A 16,282-nucleotide genomic window follows, 5' to 3' on the forward strand; every position below is an offset into this window, starting at 1 on the left:
GACCGTGATCAATCAGCGAGAGAAACCGAAAGCTCTCGCCATTCATGAAAAGGTCCCGCCTCCGCTCAGCGTAGGCTGGGGGTTCCTGCGAGCGGAAGCGGGAGTTTGTGGCCGGTACGGTGGGCCACCTCTCGGCGAGTGGCTCGACACGGCTCCGGCCGAACCGGTATTCCGTGAAGGCGGAGGTTGAGGCCCGGGGGCACCATCCGTACCGACACTCTCTACAACGCACCACCGTCGGAAATGTTCCCCGGTACCGATCCCGAACCGCTGTGACGCGCACAACCCACGAGTGGGCCGCAAAAAGACCGGTCACTTCTATAACGCCTCGACACCCGTGAATGTTCCCGCGAAGACCTTACGAAACAGTGACGTGCGTTAAGCGCCAAAAACAAAAAAGACCCGCTCCCGCTCAGCGAAGGTCTGGGGGTTACCTGCGAGCGGAAGCGGGAGCTGGAGGTCGATACGGTGGGCCGCCTCTCGGCGAAAGGCACAACATGACTCCGGCCGAACCGGTATTCCATGAAGGCGAAGGTTGAGGCCCGGGGGCACCATCCGTACCGACACTCTCTACAACGCACCGGCCCGCGAAATGTTCCGCGCCGAAAAGTGACGCGCGTCAACACACGATCGCAGTAATCGTCAGCAGGGCGGCGGGACCTGGTCCACCAGTTCCTCCGGCGCGGAAAGCCGCCACGCCTCGTAAACCAGCTCGGTCAGCTCGTCGGCTTCGATGCCGTCCAGGTGTACGACCACCCAGCCGAATCCCCCGACGGTGAATTGCACCTCGAACACGTCCGGACGCTCCGACACCAGAGCCTCCTGTTCGGACAGTGTCTGTTTCAGGCCGACGGTCTGGGTCCTCGGCCAGTAGTAGCCGAACCGCTTCCCCCGGACGCTGTAGGACTCCCACTCCTTCGCGTCGGAGCGTTCGACGTCGGCGAGCGCCTTCAGCATCCGATGGAACTCGGCACTCGCCACACTCATCGTGAAACCCCCGGAATCCCCATCACCTGAACAGGCACAGTCTAGGCGGCGCCCTGTACTCGCCGTCCCGGCTCCCGGCGGAGGGTCTGGCTACCATGTGCGAGGAGATCCACTCGACGCCGGGGAGCTGTGAAATGGACCGACCGGTCACGGCTGCGGAACTGTTCGACGCCATCGGTTCCGCCTACGACGACGTCTTCGGGCGGGCGCCGGTGGTCGACAAGGCGGTACGCCAACTGCTGGACACGTTGCCGCCCTCGTCGAGGGTGCTCGACATCGGCAGCGGGACCGGCAGGCCGGTGGCCGAGGACCTGTCGTCGGCCGGGCACCGGGTGACCGGGCTCGACGTTTCCCCGGTGATGATCGACCTCGCCCGCGAGCAGGTTCCCGCCGCCACCTTCGTTCACGCCGACGTGCGTGAATGGACCTCGCAGCCTGAGTCCTGGGAGGCCGTCTGCGCCTTCTTCCCGTTTCTGCAGATGCCGCGCGCGGACACGGAAAAGGTGCTCGCCGACATCGCGCGGTGGCTGGTGCCGGGCGGGCACTTCGCGCTGGTGACCGTGCCGCGGGACGCCGAGGACGTGCCCGCGGAGTTCTTCGGCCACACCTTCCTCGAGACCAGTTTCTCGCCGGACGACCTTGTCCGCCGCGTCGAAGCGGCCGGGCTGGAGGTGACCGGGACGCATTCGGAGGTCTTCACCGCGGACGAGCCCGGCACGCCCCCGGAGGAGCACCTGCTGATCACCGCCCGCCGTCCGGGCTGATCCCGTGCCCGTCCTCAGCGTCATCACCCCGGTACACCGGCCGAGCGTGCCGTTCCTGGCCGAAGCCCACGCGTCGCTGGCCGCCCAGGAACTCCCGGCGGGCTGGACGTGGGAGTGGCTGGTGCAGGAGGACGGCGAGACCGGCCTGCTCGACGCCGTGCTCCCCCGCGACAAGCGGATCCGGCCGGGTACGGGGCGACAGGGCGGGCCTGGCGTGGCGCGGATGCTCGCGCTCGCGCGGTCTTCCGGAAGCCTGATCAAGGCGCTCGACGCGGACGATCTGCTGGCGCCGGGCGCGCTCGCCCGCGACATCGCCGCACTCGGGGATCCCGCGATCGGCTGGACCGTGTCGAGCGTGCTCGACCTCTTGCCGGACGGGACGAAGATCGGCTTCGACAGCGATCCGGCGGAGGGGCCGATCGAGCGCGGCGCGATCCTCCGGTACTGGCGGGAAAACGGCTACCTGTCCTCGGTGGTGGCCGGGACGCTGTGCATCCGCCGCGGGCTGCTGCTGGAACTGGGCGGCTGGATGGCGCTGCCCGCGTCGGAGGACACCGGGCTGGTGCTCGCCGCGAACGCGTCCGCCGACGGCTACTTCCTGGCGACCTGCGGGATGTTCTACCGAAAATGGCCGGGGCAGGTGACGAAGTCCGCCGCGCACAACGACGACGGCGAGCGCCTGGCGCGGATGAAGCTGATCGGGGAACGAGCGGAGATCATGCTGGCATCGAGGGCATCGTGACCCGCTGACCTGAATCAGAGTTCGATGCGGACGTCCGGCGACGCGGCGACGATGTCGAGCAGCGCCTTCGCGCACAGGTCGCGGGTCTGGTCCCGGGTCAGCCGCCGGTACTTGAGCCAGTCGAGACAAACCGCGACCACGAAGGCCAGCCAGCCGCGGACGGTCACCCGCAGGGTCTCCGGCGGCTCGCCGTCCGGGCACAGCACCGCCAGGATCCGGCGGCCCTGCTCGGCGAAGTTCCGGTCGAGGATCCCCTGGACCTCCTCGACCGCGATCGCCGTGCCCGCGTGCAGGGCCCGGTAGCCGTCGTCGTTCGCCTCGACGTAGCGCAGGTACTCGTCGAGGCCGGCCATCAGCTGCTCGGCGACCGGCAGCGTCGGATCGGTCCTGGTCATGTCGAGCAGGCGTTCGCCCTCGGCCTTGATGACCTCGGTGACGAAGTCCTTCTTCGTCGGGAAGTAGTGGTAGAGCAGCCCCCGGGACACCTCGGCGATGTCCGCGACCTGCTCGATCCACACGTCGTCGTACGGCCGGTCCGCGAAGAGGCGGGCACCGATCCGCAGCAGCTGTTCCCGCCGCTCGGCGGTGCTCAGCCTGCTGCGGGGCCTCCCGGAAGTACTCGACGCCATTTGAGCATCGTACTTACTTGACATGAGTTCAGTAACAGGCCACGCTCGCTATTGGATGCCGATTCAACAGCGCTCACCCTGGAGGGGCCCGATGGCCACCGCACTCCCCCATCCCCCGCGCCGGATCCCGCTGGTCGGCGACGTGCTCGGCGTTTCGCCGAAGACCCCGGTCCAGGACTCGATGCGGCACGCCGCCGAACTGGGGCCCGTCTTCGAGCGCAAGGTGTTCGGCCGCAAGATCGTGTTCGTCCACGGCGCCGGGATGGTCGCGGACCTCTCCGACGAGAAGCGGTTCGCGAAACACGTCACGCCCGCGATTTCGAACCTGCGCCCGCTCGGCGGCGACGGGCTGTTCACCGCGAACAACGAAGAGCCGAACTGGCGGCGCGCGCACGAGATCCTCGCGCCCGCGTTCAGCCGCAACGCCATGCAGCGCTACCACCCGACGATGTTGGACATCACCCGCGACCTGCTGGACACCTGGGACAAGGGCGGCGAGGTCGACGTCGCGGACGACATGACGAAGCTGACGCTGGAGACCATCGGGCGGACGGGCTTCGGCTACAGCTTCTCGTCGTTCGAGCGCGCCGAACCGCATCCGTTCGTCGCCGCGATGGTCCGCACGCTGCGGCACGCGCAGCGGACGGCGATCCAGCCGCCGGTCATCGGCCCGCTCCTCAGCCGAAAGGCGAACCAGCGCAACGAAGCCGACCTCGCCTTCCTGCATTCCGTCGTCGCCGAGGTCGTCGAGGCGCGCCGGCACGACACGAGCACAGACGATCTGCTCGGGCTCATGCTGAACACCACGCAGCCGAGCACCGGCGAGGCGCTGGACGAGGTCAACATCCGGAACCAGATCATCACCTTCCTGGTGGCGGGGCACGAAACCACGTCGGGCGCACTGTCGTTCGCCTTGTACTACCTCGCCCGGAACCCGGACGTCCTCGCTCGCGCGCAGTCCGAAGTGGACAAGGTCTGGGGCGAGAACCCGGACCCGTCCTACGAGGAGGTCGCCAAGCTCCGTTACGTCCGGCGAGTGCTCGACGAGGCGCTGCGGCTCTGGCCGACGGCACCCGCTTTCGCCCGCCAGGCCCAGGTGGACACCGTCGTCGGCGGCGAGTACCCGATGAAGAAGGGACAGTGGGCGCTGGTCCTCATCCCGTCGCTGCACCGGGATCCCGTCTGGGGCGAAGACCCCGAGTCGTTCGACCCGGACCGCTTCAGCCCGGAGCGCAACCGCGCGCGCCCGGCGCACGTCTACAAACCGTTCGGCACCGGGGAGCGGGCCTGCATCGGACGGCAGTTCGCCCTGCACGAGGCGACACTGGTGCTCGGCATGCTGCTGAGCCGGTACGACCTGCGCGGAGACCCGTCCTACCGGCTAAAGGTGCAGGAGTTGCTGACGCTGAAGCCGGAGGGCTTCAAGCTGGACGTCTCACTCCGCGACCGGGCGTCGGTCGCCGTGACCGCCTAAGGCTTGAACAGGCCGTCGAAGAGGGCGTCCACCAGAGCACGGGGAACACTCGCCCCCGTCAGGGCCCGGAAGACGATCGGGCCGGCGACGGCGTCGATCGCGGCGTCGACGTCGAGCGCGGGCGAGATCTCGCCTGCCTCGATTCCGCGCGTGAGAAGGTCACGCTCCAGCTCTCGTCGCGGGTCGAGATAACGGTCGTGGAGGCTCTTGGCCGTTTCGGGGTTGTGCTGCGCCTCGGCGATGAGCGCGAGCAGAACCTTGCCCGCCGGGTCTCGGGTGACGAACCGCGCGAACCCACGGAAGTAGCCGCGGATCGCGTCCACCGTGGACTTCTCCGCTGGGACCGGGAAGCGTTTCTCGCTGTCCTCGATGAGCGTGTCGAGAAGGATCTCGACCTTCGAGGGCCACCAGCGGTAGATCGTCTGCTTGGCGACGCCCGCCTCGCGCGCGATCGCCTCGATGGTCAGCTTGGCGAAACCGTGCTCGACGAGCAGGTCGTCCGCGGCATGGAGCACGGCGAGGCGGGCCGCTTCGTCGCGCTGATTGCCGGAGCGCGCCCTGCGGGGCTGCGAATTCACGGCGGGCATGTGGACCACAGTACCGGTCAACGCGGCCGCGGTTGGGCGTCAGGTGTCGTGCTACCGTCTAGACGCAACGTCGCGTCTAGATAAAACCCGATCACCAAGGAGATTTTCGTGTCCGACAACCCTGAACGCCAAGCACTCGTCATCGGTGCCTCCCGTGGCCTGGGGCTCGTCCTCGCCGAAGAGCTCACCCGGCGCGGCCGGCGGGTCATCGCCACGGCACGCCGGAACGGCGGCGAGCTGCAGGAGAAGGCCGACGCCTCGAACGGACGGTTGCGGGTCGAAACGCTGGAGATGACCAGCGACGACCAGCTGGCCGCACTGCGCGAGCGCCTGGACGGCGTCGAGCTCGACCTGCTCTTCGTCAACGCCGCGATCGATCGAGGGAACCTGCCGCTCACCGAGGTCTCGACCGAGACGTTCGCCGAGGTGATGATCACCAACGCGCTGAGCCCGCTGCGCGCCCTCGAAACCCTCCGCGACCTGGTCGCGCCCGGCGGCACCGTCGCGATCATGTCCTCCAGGCAGGGCAGCGTCTCGCTGAACACCAGGCCCGGCTTCGAGCTGTACAAGGCCAGCAAGGCCGCGCTCAACCAGTTGATGCGCAGCTACGCCACCCGGTACGCCGAGGACGGACAGACCAAACTCCTCATCCACCCCGGCCACAACCAGACGCCACTCGGCGGCCCTGGCGCTCCTCTCACCGCCGAGGAGAGCATGCCCGCCGTCGTCGACGTCCTCGAAGCGCAGGCGGGCGCGCCGGGTCTTCAGTTCCTCGACCTCTACGGCAAGGTGGTGCCTTGGTAGGAGCCGGTCACATCTCCCCTCCGGGATCCGTCAGTGCGGTGAAAGCAAGACGGAAACCCTGGAGGAGAACGAACCATGGAAACCCGGATCCCGAACCCCGCGATGGCGAACCCCGCCACGCTGAAGGCCCTGATCGCACTGGCGGAGTCGACCGGGGACACCGGTGTCCCGAAGACCACCCACTACCTCATGCACGTCCGCGCGAGCCAGATCAACGGATGCAGCGGCTGCCTGGAGATGCACACCAAGGAACTGCGCAAGGCGGGCGAATCCGACGAGCGGATCTTCACCGTCGCCGCGTGGCGTGACACGGCCTACTTCACCGACGCCGAAAGGGCGGCGCTCGCGCTGGCCGAGGCCCTCACCCGGATCGCGGACCGGGCCGACCCGGTCGACGACGAGATCTGGGGCGAAGCGGCTCGTCACTACGACGAAAAGCAGCTCTCGAGCCTGGTCCTCTCGATCGCCGCCATCAACACCTGGAACCGGCTCAACGTCGCCACGCGGCAGGTCGCCGGCGCCTAGCGCGCCTGCCGTAGTTCCACACAGCACTCGGCCGTGCCGGGGACGAGGGCCGCCTCCACGTTCCCGGCGCGCACGCCGGCCAGGAAACCGGACAGGAACGCCTGGTTGATCCCGCAGACCAGCTCCGGGGCCTCGGCGGCCAGCGGGTGGAACGGGCAGTTCCGCAGCCGGACGCAGGTCCTGGTGTCCCGGCTCGGCTCGAAGCCGTAGCGGCGAAGCACCCCTTCGGCCACGGTGAGCGCGCGTTCCACGCCGAGCCTGCCCGGCCGGGTCCGCGCGCGTTCCTCCTCGCCCGCCGCGAAGCCGCGCTCCCCCGCGACCCGCCGCACCGCGTCCCGCGCGGTCTCTCCGGTCCCTTCGGCGAGCACGGCCTCGGCGAGGATGCCCGCCAGGACCTCGTGCCGCCGGGCGGGAAGCTGCACCTGGATGCTCTCGTCGACGGGTTCGTAGACCTTGGGCCTGCGCCCCACCTTCACCACCGGGCCCGCCGCGAAGCCGAACCTGAGCAGCCCCGCCGCGACGAGCTTGTCCAGGTGGAAGGCGGCGAGCTTGCGGGAGATCCCGACCGCCGCCGCCGCTTCGTCCCGCGTGACCGGACGCCTCGCGCGCCGGGCGTAGGCGTACATGCCCCGGCGGAGGTCGTCGTCGAGCGCCGCCACCGCGGCGATGGAAGGGACGTCGAGGCCGTCCGGATCGGACACTGTCACGTACACCACGATATCGCCCATCTCAACCGGCGGAACATCCTGAACTGCGGATCTACCATGTAGGCTGAACCGGCGGGCGGTAAAAAGCCCAAAAATCTTAGTCGAATAGCACTGGGGATCGCGGTCAGCCTAGGAGGCCTCATGTCCACACCCGCCTTGCGCGTCGTGCACGAAACCGGGCCGGGGCCGGACCTGGCGGCCGCCGAAGCCGCGGCCGCCGACCTCCTCACCGCACTGGGCATCTCACTGGACTCCGAGAGTCTCCGCGGCACCCCGGGCCGGATGGCGCGCGCGTACGCCGAGCTGTTCACCCCGCGTGCTTTCGACCTCACGACCTTCCCCAACGACGAGGGCTACGACGAACTCGTCCTGGCCAGGGGCATCCCGGTCCGGTCCGTCTGCGAGCACCACCTGCTGCCGTTCGTCGGCGTCGCGCACGTCGGCTATCTGCCCGGCGAGCGGATCCTCGGCCTGTCCAAGCTGGCCAGGATCGTCGAGCACTTCGCCTGCCGCCCGCAGGTTCAGGAACGGCTCACGAAACAGGTCGCCGACTGGCTCGACGAGCAGCTCGAGCCGCGCGGTGTCGGTGTGGTGATCGAGGCGGAGCACTCGTGCATGACCCTGCGCGGTGTCCAGGCCGCCGGTTCGAGCACGGTCACCTCCACCCTGCTCGGCACGCTGCGTGAAGACGCCCGTTCGCGCCAGGAGTTCTTCGCCCTCACCGGCATCAACGGCTGACAGCGGGTTCCGCCGCGTAGGCCGCGGAAACGACCGCGCGGTCGAACACCCGCCAGGTGACCGCGGAGACGATCACCGCCACCACGAAACCCGCCCAGTACGGCGTCGTCAGCCCGAACTTCGACGCCGCCGCGCCGCCGAGCAGCGCGCCGACACAGTTGCCGCCCGCGATGACGAACAGGCTGGTGCTGCCGACCCGGCCGAGCATGTCCGGCGGGGTGAGCCGCTGGCGCAGGGAGCTGGCGACGATGCCCCACAGCGCGCCGTGCACCCCGAACAGGAACAACGTCACGCCGACGACCGCCGCGCTCGTGCTCGTCGCCAGCACCAGATGGGTCGCCGCTTCGATCAGCAAGCCGATCCGCAACGTCCAGGTCGGCGTGCACCAAGTGACCAGCCTGTCGCCCATGAGCGAGCCGAGCAGGCCACCCACGGCCATGCAGGTGAAGAGCAGGCCGTAGCCGACCGAACCCAGCTGAAGCCGCTCCTTCGCCAGCAGGACCAGGACCGAGGTGGCCGCGACGAGCGTCAGGTTCAGCAGGCCGATCAGCCCGACCATGGTCCGCAGCAGGCGCTGACCCGCGAGCCAGCGGAACCCCTCGGCCGCCTCGGACCGGATCGAGCGCCGCTTCACCGGCCGGCCGGGGTCACCGGAGTCGCTGTCGGGCTGGGCTCGGTAGGCGCCTCCGATCAGCCCGAGCAGCAGCGCGCTGACTGCGTACGTGCCGGCGTTGACGAAGAACGGGATGCTCGCCGCGACGCCGAACAGGAAGCCGCTCAGCGGCCCCGCGAGCATGCCCTGGGCCAGCGTCGTCCCCGCGTACAGCCGCCCGTTCGCCCGCTCCAGCAACGCTTTCGGAACGACCGAGGGCAGCATCGCCCCGCTCGCCGTCCGGAACACGACCTCGCCCGCGTTGATCACGAAGAGGACGGCGTACAGCAAGGCGACGCTGACGTCCCCCGTCGTGATCGCGACGGCCAGCACCGCGACGGCGGGCACGCGGATCCAGTCGAGGGTGATCATCAGCTTCCGCCGGTCCACCCTGTCGACCAGCACACCGCCCGGCAGTGCGAAGAGCAGCCAGGGCAGCCATGCCACCGCGAACCCGCCCGAGACCACGAGTGGATCGTCGGTACGGGAGGCGATCAGCAGCGGCGCCGCCACCGTCGCGAGACCGCTGCCCAACGCGGAGGTCGTACTCGCCGCCCAGATCTTCGCGTACCTGCCGTCGAACCTCTCCCCGGTCATGAAATCCACCGTAGCGATCGGTGACTGAGCGGGTGCGGAGTTTCACGCACAGCTGAGGGGGCTCCCTCTAGACTGCCCTTCCGTTCGGCCTTGGGAGGGGACCACGGATGGTGCTGGTGCGCGACGTCGATCCGTCGAATCTGTTGATGAACCAACCGTCGGGTTCCGAGCTTCGCCCGTACGTGCCACGGGACGTCGACAGCCGGCTCCGCCGCCTCCTTGTCGGCGCGCGGCTCGTCCTCGTCGTGCACGAGCACAACGCGGGAGCACGGCGAACCGCGTACGAAGCCCTGTCCGCCGTCCATCCCGAGACGGAACTGATCATCGAGCCGGATATCGAGGAGCTGACAGCGAGAGAAGACGATCCGGCGGTCGTCTGGCTCGATCGGCAGTTCGGCCGGATCGTCGATCAGAACGCCGGGGAGCTGGATGCCTGGATCGCGAAGAGCCCGAAACGGCGAGTTCTCGCTCTGCTCGGTGAAGGCGCTTGGGAGAATCAAGGCCTGCGGGAGAAAGTCCTCGGATTGGGGGCTTCGACAGTCCACCTGAGCAGGATCTCGGAAGAAGAACGCAGCAGAACCGCGGACCCGTTCGCCGCCCATGTCGCCGATTACCGGCCCGACACCGACGACGGCATCGATCGCCTCGGCATCGGCACCGACGTGCGCATGCTCGCCGACCTGGTGGTCTCCCGGATGATCACCCCTCCCCTGTCGATCGGCCTGTTCGGCAGCTGGGGTTCCGGCAAGAGCTTCTTCATGCGCCAGATGCAGTTGCGCGTCCGCGAGCTCGCCGATTCCGCGCAGGAGGCCGAAACAGCAGCGGGTGCGCATGGGAAGTCCGTGTCTTCCTACTGCTCCAGCGCCAGGCCGACGCGCTCGCGGAACGCCGCAAGACCGAGAAGACCCTTCTCGGCAGGCTCAGCGCGGTCCGGCTCGAACGCAGAACCCTGACGGCCCGGCAGAAACAAGCGACGCGACGGCGGCGGAAGCCGCGTGAGTACGTCCGTGCGGTCTTCGACAGCCTCACCGAAACGGACAAGGCGTGGATCGCGTCCAAGCTCGGTGTCGACCGGCCGACCGCCGAGGATCTCGAACGCCTGGCGCAGGAGACCGGCGGACTGCGTTCGGACGTCGCCGAATTCTGGCGACGGCTGCGGCAGGACCCGGTTCCCCTGCTCATCTTGCTCGGCGGGCTGGTGACGGTCCTGGTCGTCACACTGCTCGTCGGCCCCTCGCAGCTTTCCAGTGCCCTCGGCGGGCTCACCGTAGTGAGTTCGCTGGTGACCGTCGTCCTGCGGATGCGCGCCAGCGTGGGCCGGATCCACGAGGCTCTCGACAAACTCGGCGGTCCGTCCGAAGAGGACGAAGAGACCGAGCGGCGCTTGGCCGAACTGGACGCCGAGTCCGACAGGCTCGAAAAGGCGGTCACCGAGCTGGCGCCCGGACTGGACCTCGTGTCGTTCGCCGAGTCCCGCGTTTCGGACTACGTCGAGCATCTGGGCGTGGTCTCGTTGCTGCGCAAGGATCTCGAAACCTTCGCGACCATGCTCGCCGAGGTACCACACTGGTCGGGGAAGATCGAACGGACCGTGCTCTACATCGACGACCTCGACCGCTGTCCACCCAAGGTCGTCGTCCAGGTGCTCGAAGCCATCCATCTCCTGCTGGCGCTGCCGGTGTTCGTCGTCGTGGTGGGCGTCGACTCCCGGTGGCTCAAGAAAGCCGTCGAGCAGCACTACGAACAGATGCTCGGCGACGATCCGGAGACCTTCGCCGAGAACTACCTCGAGAAGATCTTCCAGGTGCCGTTCACGTTGTCCCCCATGGACGATCCAGGGTTCGCGGGGCTCGTGCGCGGGCTCGCCGCCAGCGAGGGTCAGGACGCCGTACCGGCGCCCACGCCCGACCGGGCGGATCAGGCCACCGGCGACCTCGCTCCGGTCGCGGTGAAGCCCCCTCCTCCACCCGAAGAAGCACCGGCACCGTCGTCCGAACAGTCCACAATAGACGTTCGACCTCCTCGACTGGTGATCTCACCGGCGGAACTGGACTTCCTGCCGACGCTGGCCCCGCTCATCCGGTCGCCGCGGGCCGCGTCCTGCTCGCGGTCCACGTCGGATATCCGGAGACCGTCTCGTGGTTCATCACACTCGCCGGGACCGATCCCGAAGACAGCGCCCTCGACGTCGTGTCGGGGCTGAACGACCACGAACTGCGGCCGAAGCTCGAACGCGGCCTGTCCGGCGGAGCGTGGCCGGAACGGGCCGCGTCCTATCAACGCTGGCTGCCGTTGGTGAACCGGTTCTCGTTCGCCCGTGACGACTGACTCCGCGACCGCTCGATGTCAGGTCCCCGGTAAAGCCGCTCCGGGATCTGCGCCAGTGTCGACGGATGGACCTGCGGGCCGAGTCCGTAGAGCTTCTGGAAGCTCATGATCAGCGGCCGCCACCGGTCGGGGTCGATCCGGTCGTCGGTGCCCGGCATCCGGACGTCGTCGTGGACGTGGACGCGCTGCACGCGGACCTCGAACACCAGGATCCCGCCACGTTGCGCCGCGTCGTCCTCGGCGAGGGGATGCACGGCCTCGACGACGGCCTCCATCGTCACCGGGCATTCCGCGACACGCGGCGGCGCGACTGTTTCCGAGGCGACCGGGGTGAGCCCGGCTTTGCCGAACTTGTCCGCTTCGTACCGATAGCCCCGCTCGTACTTGCGGCCAGGGACGGGATCCGAGCCGGTGGTCAGGGCCAGCCTGTCGACGGCGGCCGCCATGGCGTCGGAAGGGAGATTCAGAACACATTCACGGTTGCGCATGAGATTCTGCGCCGTCTTGGATTTCGCCCCCAGGCCGAGCATGCCGCGCCACCCGAGCCAGAACGCCGACGACATCGGAGCCAGGTTCGGAGCACCTGCCTGATCGACCGTCGAGAGGAGCACCACAGGGGTGCCGAAGTAGAGAATTCCGGGCTCGATACGGGTGTGCGCGGCCTCGGCCGCCGACGTGGTAACTGTCACGTTCGCCAGCTTCGCCGGGTCACGCACCGGAGGCTGGCGTGAATCGGACGTCGCGATCGACATCTTCCGCAGGCGGCTTCCCGCCGTCTGAGCGCTTACCCTTTCCGTAGCGGTTCCCTTGGGCGAGCGCGAACCCGCGGTCGTTCGGAGTATTGCGTTCGGCCGATTGCTGGTAGGTTCGCCGAACTCGATCGACGAAGGAGGCGCCCGGCAGCTGCCCGGTCAACACCCGAACGCGCGTGGTGAGGCGAATCGCATGCGAGACGATGTGGTCCAGGCGAGCTCGATTCTCGGGCATTCTCCCGGCCAGGTTTGGGAAGTCATCGGCGATCCCGAGTCCTACTCGAGGTTCGTCGCCGAGATCAGCTGGTGCGAAATCCAGCAGCCCGCCGAACGCGGGCGCGGTCCGAAGTGCCTTGTCCGGCTGGAACCGCGGCCGGGCACCCTGGTCGTCGGCGACATCGAAGCCCGGGTCTGGCGGCCCGGCGAACACGTCGTCTGGTGCGGCGTCGAGGAAGACGGCAACTGGGTCTCGATCGAGCTGACGCAGGCCCCCGAGGGCGGCACGGAACTCGTCGCGCAGTTGATGCTCCCGGCGAAGAATTCGCATCTGGTGTCCGCCTCGTCGTTCAAACGCACCATCCGCGCGCTGTCCCGGCGGATCGACCTGCACCTTTCGGGCCGGGCGGCGTCGCCCCAGGAAGAACCGGCGCATACCAAGGCCACCACGCTGCACACGGCGAGCACGTTGATCAAGGCAGGTGTGCTCGCGGCCGCGCGGCCGGACAAGATCGCCCGGCAGCTGACCTCATTGTCGCAGTGGGGCGCCACCGTCGCCGGCGGCTACGGTGCCAACGCCGCACGCGTGCCCGACGACGTCGCGTTGCACGACGAACGCGACATCCGGACGTTCAAGCAGACGGCGGACCGCAGCAACCAGCTCGCGAACGCGCTCGCGGCACGCGGCGTCCGCTCCCGTGACCGGATCGCCTTGCTGTGCCGCAACCACGCCACGATGGTCGAGTCGCTGATCGCGTGCAGCAAACTCGGCGTGGACGCGATCCTGCTCAACACCGGGCTTTCCGCCGGCGCGGTCGCGGACGTCATCGGCCTGCACGAACCGGTCGTGGTACTCGCCGACGACGAGTTCTCACAGGTCATCGCCGGCATTCCCGGCGACTTCCTGCGACTGTCCACGTGGCCGGAAACCGAGAACGGCTACCCGACGGTCGACCAGCTGATCGCCGGCGTGCCCGCCACCAAACTCAAACCGGCGGACCGGACCGGCAGGCTCGTCGTGCTCACTTCGGGCACCTCGGGGACCCCCAAGAGCGCGCGCCGTCCGACGCCGAAAGGCCTCGCGACGTCGGCCGCCATTCTGGACCGCATCCCGCTCCACAGCGGGGATCGCTTCGTGGTGGCCGCGCCCCTGTTCCACAGCTGGGGGCTCGCCGGCCTGCAGCTCGGGATGGCCGTCCGCGCGTCCTTGTCGCTGATCCGCCGGTTCGACGCCGAAGAGATTCTGAGGACCATCGCCGAACACCGCTGCGGTGTGCTGTTCGCCGTCCCGATCATGTTGCAGCGCATCCTCGATCTGCCGGAGCGGGTCCGCACCCGGTACGACCTGTCGTCGCTGCGGATCGTCGCCAGCAGCGGATCCGCGCTGCCGGGGACGATCGTCACCGAGTTCATGGACACCTTCGGCGACGTGCTCTACAACTTCTACGGCTCCACAGAGGTTTCGTGGGCCAGCATCGCCACGCCCGAAGACCTCCGGGCCGCGCCGACCACCGCGGGCCGCTGTCCGCCCGGCACCCGTGTCGCCATCCTCGACGACGACCACAACCGGGTCCCGCCGGGCTGGGAGGGTCAGATCTTCGTCGGCAACGACATGCTGTTCGAGGGCTACACCGACGGCGCCAGCGTGCCGCGCGCGGAGGAGCTGATGGCGACCGGCGACGTCGGCTACCAGGACGCGTCGGGACGCCTCTTCGTCACCGGCCGCGCGGACGAGATGATCGTGTCCGGCGGGGAGAACGTGTCCCCTCGCCCCGTCGAGGAAGCCATCGTCGCGCTGCCCGGCGTCCACGAGGCCGCCGTGATCGGCGTGCCGGATCGCGAGTTCGGGCAACGGTTCGCGGCGTACATCGTCCCGAAACGCGGCGCCCGGATGAGCGCCGACGACGTCCGCGCGTACATCCACCGGCGACTGGCGCGTTTCGCCGTGCCGCGCGACGTGTACTTCGTGGAGGAGCTGCCCCGGAACGCGACCGGGAAGGTGCTCAAGCGGCTACTGAAGGACGAGACCTGGCCGATCGACCAGTAACGTCCTTTGTGGACCGATCACGCCCGGTGCCGCTCCCGCAGGAGAAACCGCTGGATCTTCCCGCTGGGCGTCTTCGGCAGCTCGGCCACGAAATGCACCTCACGGGGATAGGCGTGCGCGGCGAACCGGGTCTTCACGAGCTGCTGTAGTTCGGCCACCAGCGCGGCATCGGCGGAAGTACCGTTCCGCGCCACCACGTAGGCCACGATCACCTCGCCCCGCAGCGCGTCCGGGACACCGATGACGGCGCTTTCGGCAACGGCGTCGTGCTGCTGCAGAACGCTTTCCACGTCGAACGGGCCGATACGGTAGCCCGCCATCAAGATGACGTCGTCGTCCCGCGAGGCGAAGGTCAGGTAGCCGGAGGCGTCCTTGGCGGCGACGTCGCCGGTGTAGTACCAACGGCCGTCGGGGCTGAAGCGCGCGGCGGTGCTCTCGGGCGCGTCGCGGTAGCCCCGGAACCACACCAGCGGGCTCGCCGAGAGGTCCATGGCGACACGTCCGCGCTCTCCAGGGTCGGCCACCACATCGACGTCTTCGCGGAGGACCTCGACGGCGAAGCCCGGCAGGACGCGTCCCATCGAGCCGGGTTTGACCTCCGAGCGGAGGTCCGGATGCCACGCGTTGCCCACCACCATGCCGAGTTCCGTCTGTCCATAGTGGTCGTAAACGCCGACGCCGAGCTTCGACGAGGCCCAGTCGAGGACGTCCGGGGTCAACGGTTCCCCCGCCGACGAACAGTGCCGCAGGCGGAGGCCGTCCGGCACCGGGGCGGCCGAGTTCCGGAGCGCGCGGTACACCGTGGGCGCGGCGGCGAAGTTGGTGACGCCGAACCGTTCCAGCACCGACCACGTCAGCTCGGCGGAGAAACCCGCGTGCAGCAACAAGCTTCGCCTGCCTGTCGCCATCGGCGTCATGATCGCGAAGTACAGACCGTAGGCCCAGCCGGGGTCCGCGGCGTTCCAGAAGACGTCGTCGGTACGGACGTCGAGGGCGAAGTCCTGATACGCCTGGAAACCCGCGAGCGCGCGAAGGGGAATCGGGACGGCTTTGGGTGTTCCCGTGGTCCCGGAGGTGAACAGCTCGACCAGGACCCCGGACCCACCGGTCACCGCGGCGCCCGGCAGCGGCGCGGCGTCGGCCAGCAGCTCCCGGAACGACAGATCGCCGTCGTCACTGTCACCGACGACCACGATCCGCCGCGCGGGGTCGGCGGGCAGATCCGCGGACGGCACCAGTTTCGACCGCTGGCCCGCGTCGGCGATGACGACCTTCGTGCCGTTTCCGGTGACGCGCAACGCGATCGCGGGCGGCGCGAACGCGGTGAACAGCGGGACGTGCACCGCGCCCAGCCGCCAGATCGCGAGCAGTGCCACGACCAGTTCCGCCGACTTGCCCATCAGGGTCGCCACCCGGTCCCCGGGACCTACCCCGAGGCCGAGCAGCGCCCCGGCGAACCGTTCCGACTGTTCGCGCAGCTCGCCGTAGGTGAGATCGCGGCTGGTCAGATCCGCTTCGACCACGGTGAACGCGACCGCCCCCGCCGGATGCCTGTCGCACAACAGCGTCGCCGCACCGGCCCGTTCGCCGTCGTAGACCTCGATCAACCGCCGGACGTGAGCTTCGGTCATCGTTTCTCCCGGACCCTTCCGAAGGCGTACAGTTCCGGGAATCGTGCGGGCGGGCCCGATCCGCCCACCACCCCCGATCGAGGGGGATCACCGAGGAAGGTG

16 protein-coding genes are annotated in these 16,282 nt (G+C 68.7%); 9 read left to right on the forward strand and 7 right to left on the reverse strand.

Annotation, left to right across the window (positions count from 1 at the left end):
- Positions 1 to 642: 642 nt before the first annotated feature.
- Positions 643 to 987 (reverse strand): MmcQ/YjbR family DNA-binding protein, encoded by a 345-nt coding sequence (locus tag ACZ6YV_RS22260; RefSeq protein WP_465511441.1) that lies wholly within the window; start codon positions 985 to 987, stop codon positions 643 to 645.
- 134 nt (positions 988 to 1,121) lie between these two features.
- Here ACZ6YV_RS22260 and ACZ6YV_RS22265 point away from each other — a divergent pair, with 134 nt between their 5' ends.
- On the forward strand, positions 1,122 to 1,751 hold the full coding sequence (locus ACZ6YV_RS22265) for a class I SAM-dependent DNA methyltransferase (RefSeq protein ID WP_465511442.1): 630 nt from the start codon (positions 1,122 to 1,124) through the stop codon (positions 1,749 to 1,751).
- A gap of 4 nt (positions 1,752 to 1,755) precedes the next feature.
- Positions 1,756 to 2,493, forward strand: a complete 738-nt coding sequence (locus ACZ6YV_RS22270) for a glycosyltransferase family 2 protein (protein ID WP_465511443.1) — start codon at positions 1,756 to 1,758, stop codon at positions 2,491 to 2,493.
- 14 nt (positions 2,494 to 2,507) lie between these two features.
- Here the strand turns inward: ACZ6YV_RS22270 and ACZ6YV_RS22275 are convergent, their stop codons facing one another.
- Positions 2,508 to 3,122 carry a TetR/AcrR family transcriptional regulator gene (locus ACZ6YV_RS22275; RefSeq protein ID WP_378244237.1) on the reverse strand — a complete coding sequence of 205 codons (615 nt, stop codon included), beginning with the start codon at positions 3,120 to 3,122 and terminating at the stop codon, positions 2,508 to 2,510.
- 91 nt (positions 3,123 to 3,213) lie between these two features.
- Between ACZ6YV_RS22275 and ACZ6YV_RS22280 the strand changes: the two genes are divergently transcribed.
- The gene (locus ACZ6YV_RS22280; protein WP_465511444.1) at positions 3,214 to 4,596 is read left to right on the forward strand and encodes a cytochrome P450; all 1,383 of its coding nucleotides are present in this window, start codon (positions 3,214 to 3,216) and stop codon (positions 4,594 to 4,596) included.
- Here ACZ6YV_RS22280 and ACZ6YV_RS22285 read toward each other — a convergent pair.
- Positions 4,593 to 5,183 carry a TetR/AcrR family transcriptional regulator gene (locus tag ACZ6YV_RS22285; RefSeq protein WP_465511445.1) on the reverse strand — a complete coding sequence of 197 codons (591 nt, stop codon included), beginning with the start codon at positions 5,181 to 5,183 and terminating at the stop codon, positions 4,593 to 4,595. The genes ACZ6YV_RS22280 and ACZ6YV_RS22285 overlap by 4 nt on opposite strands.
- A gap of 108 nt (positions 5,184 to 5,291) precedes the next feature.
- On the opposite strand from ACZ6YV_RS22285, the gene ACZ6YV_RS22290 reads away from it, so the two are divergent.
- On the forward strand, positions 5,292 to 5,987 hold the full coding sequence (locus ACZ6YV_RS22290; protein WP_465511446.1) for an SDR family NAD(P)-dependent oxidoreductase: 696 nt from the start codon (positions 5,292 to 5,294) through the stop codon (positions 5,985 to 5,987).
- A 75-nt stretch (positions 5,988 to 6,062) separates the two neighbouring features.
- On the forward strand, positions 6,063 to 6,512 hold the full coding sequence (locus tag ACZ6YV_RS22295) for a carboxymuconolactone decarboxylase family protein (RefSeq protein ID WP_465511447.1): 450 nt from the start codon (positions 6,063 to 6,065) through the stop codon (positions 6,510 to 6,512).
- On the opposite strand, the gene ACZ6YV_RS22300 is transcribed toward ACZ6YV_RS22295, so the two are convergent.
- Positions 6,509 to 7,240, reverse strand: a complete 732-nt coding sequence (locus ACZ6YV_RS22300; protein ID WP_465511448.1) for a helix-turn-helix transcriptional regulator — start codon at positions 7,238 to 7,240, stop codon at positions 6,509 to 6,511. The genes ACZ6YV_RS22295 and ACZ6YV_RS22300 overlap by 4 nt on opposite strands.
- A gap of 120 nt (positions 7,241 to 7,360) precedes the next feature.
- Here ACZ6YV_RS22300 and folE point away from each other — a divergent pair, with 120 nt between their 5' ends.
- Entirely contained in the window at positions 7,361 to 7,957 is a 597-nt protein-coding gene (gene folE / locus ACZ6YV_RS22305) for a GTP cyclohydrolase I FolE (protein WP_378244225.1), read from the forward strand.
- Here the strand turns inward: folE and ACZ6YV_RS22310 are convergent.
- Complete coding sequence (locus tag ACZ6YV_RS22310) at positions 7,947 to 9,206, reverse strand: MFS transporter (RefSeq protein ID WP_465511449.1); 1,260 nt, start codon at positions 9,204 to 9,206, stop codon at positions 7,947 to 7,949. The two genes, folE and ACZ6YV_RS22310, sit on opposite strands and share 11 nt — an antisense overlap.
- A 107-nt stretch (positions 9,207 to 9,313) precedes the next feature.
- Between ACZ6YV_RS22310 and ACZ6YV_RS22315 the strand changes: the two genes are divergently transcribed.
- Positions 9,314 to 10,159, forward strand: coding sequence for a P-loop NTPase fold protein (locus ACZ6YV_RS22315; RefSeq protein WP_465511450.1), 846 nt, complete (start codon positions 9,314 to 9,316; stop codon positions 10,157 to 10,159).
- Between the two features lie 230 nt (positions 10,160 to 10,389).
- The gene (locus ACZ6YV_RS22320) at positions 10,390 to 11,409 is read left to right on the forward strand and encodes a P-loop NTPase fold protein (RefSeq protein ID WP_465511451.1); all 1,020 of its coding nucleotides are present in this window, start codon (positions 10,390 to 10,392) and stop codon (positions 11,407 to 11,409) included.
- Between the two features lie 73 nt (positions 11,410 to 11,482).
- On the opposite strand, the gene ACZ6YV_RS22325 is transcribed toward ACZ6YV_RS22320, so the two are convergent.
- A complete protein-coding gene (locus tag ACZ6YV_RS22325; RefSeq protein WP_465511452.1) occupies positions 11,483 to 12,223 on the reverse strand; it encodes a flavin reductase family protein in 741 nt (246 codons plus the stop codon).
- A gap of 256 nt (positions 12,224 to 12,479) precedes the next feature.
- Between ACZ6YV_RS22325 and ACZ6YV_RS22330 the strand changes: the two genes are divergently transcribed.
- Positions 12,480 to 14,549 carry an AMP-binding protein gene (locus tag ACZ6YV_RS22330; protein WP_465511453.1) on the forward strand — a complete coding sequence of 690 codons (2,070 nt, stop codon included), beginning with the start codon at positions 12,480 to 12,482 and terminating at the stop codon, positions 14,547 to 14,549.
- A gap of 17 nt (positions 14,550 to 14,566) precedes the next feature.
- On the opposite strand, the gene ACZ6YV_RS22335 is transcribed toward ACZ6YV_RS22330, so the two are convergent.
- Positions 14,567 to 16,180 carry an AMP-binding protein gene (locus ACZ6YV_RS22335; RefSeq protein ID WP_465511454.1) on the reverse strand — a complete coding sequence of 538 codons (1,614 nt, stop codon included), beginning with the start codon at positions 16,178 to 16,180 and terminating at the stop codon, positions 14,567 to 14,569.
- Between the last annotated feature and the right edge of the window lie 102 nt (positions 16,181 to 16,282).

The organism is Amycolatopsis sp. NPDC102522 (assembly GCF_055584485.1).

Excerpts from the sequence above, each read along its gene's own strand:
- ACZ6YV_RS22260 (WP_465511441.1), bottom strand. The coding sequence starts at position 987 with ATGAGTGTGGCGAGTGCCGAGTTCCATCGGATGCTGAAGGCGCTCGCC.
- ACZ6YV_RS22265 (WP_465511442.1), top strand. The coding sequence starts at position 1,122 with ATGGACCGACCGGTCACGGCTGCGGAACTGTTCGACGCCATCGGTTCC.
- ACZ6YV_RS22275 (WP_378244237.1), bottom strand. The coding sequence starts at position 3,122 with ATGGCGTCGAGTACTTCCGGGAGGCCCCGCAGCAGGCTGAGCACCGCC.
- ACZ6YV_RS22280 (WP_465511444.1), top strand. The coding sequence starts at position 3,214 with ATGGCCACCGCACTCCCCCATCCCCCGCGCCGGATCCCGCTGGTCGGC.
- ACZ6YV_RS22285 (WP_465511445.1), bottom strand. The coding sequence starts at position 5,183 with ATGCCCGCCGTGAATTCGCAGCCCCGCAGGGCGCGCTCCGGCAATCAG.
- ACZ6YV_RS22295 (WP_465511447.1), top strand. The coding sequence starts at position 6,063 with ATGGAAACCCGGATCCCGAACCCCGCGATGGCGAACCCCGCCACGCTG.
- ACZ6YV_RS22300 (WP_465511448.1), bottom strand. The coding sequence starts at position 7,240 with ATGGGCGATATCGTGGTGTACGTGACAGTGTCCGATCCGGACGGCCTC.
- folE (WP_378244225.1), top strand. The coding sequence starts at position 7,361 with ATGTCCACACCCGCCTTGCGCGTCGTGCACGAAACCGGGCCGGGGCCG.
- ACZ6YV_RS22310 (WP_465511449.1), bottom strand. The coding sequence starts at position 9,206 with ATGACCGGGGAGAGGTTCGACGGCAGGTACGCGAAGATCTGGGCGGCG.
- ACZ6YV_RS22315 (WP_465511450.1), top strand. The coding sequence starts at position 9,314 with ATGGTGCTGGTGCGCGACGTCGATCCGTCGAATCTGTTGATGAACCAA.
- ACZ6YV_RS22330 (WP_465511453.1), top strand. The coding sequence starts at position 12,480 with ATGCGAGACGATGTGGTCCAGGCGAGCTCGATTCTCGGGCATTCTCCC.
- ACZ6YV_RS22335 (WP_465511454.1), bottom strand. The coding sequence starts at position 16,180 with ATGACCGAAGCTCACGTCCGGCGGTTGATCGAGGTCTACGACGGCGAA.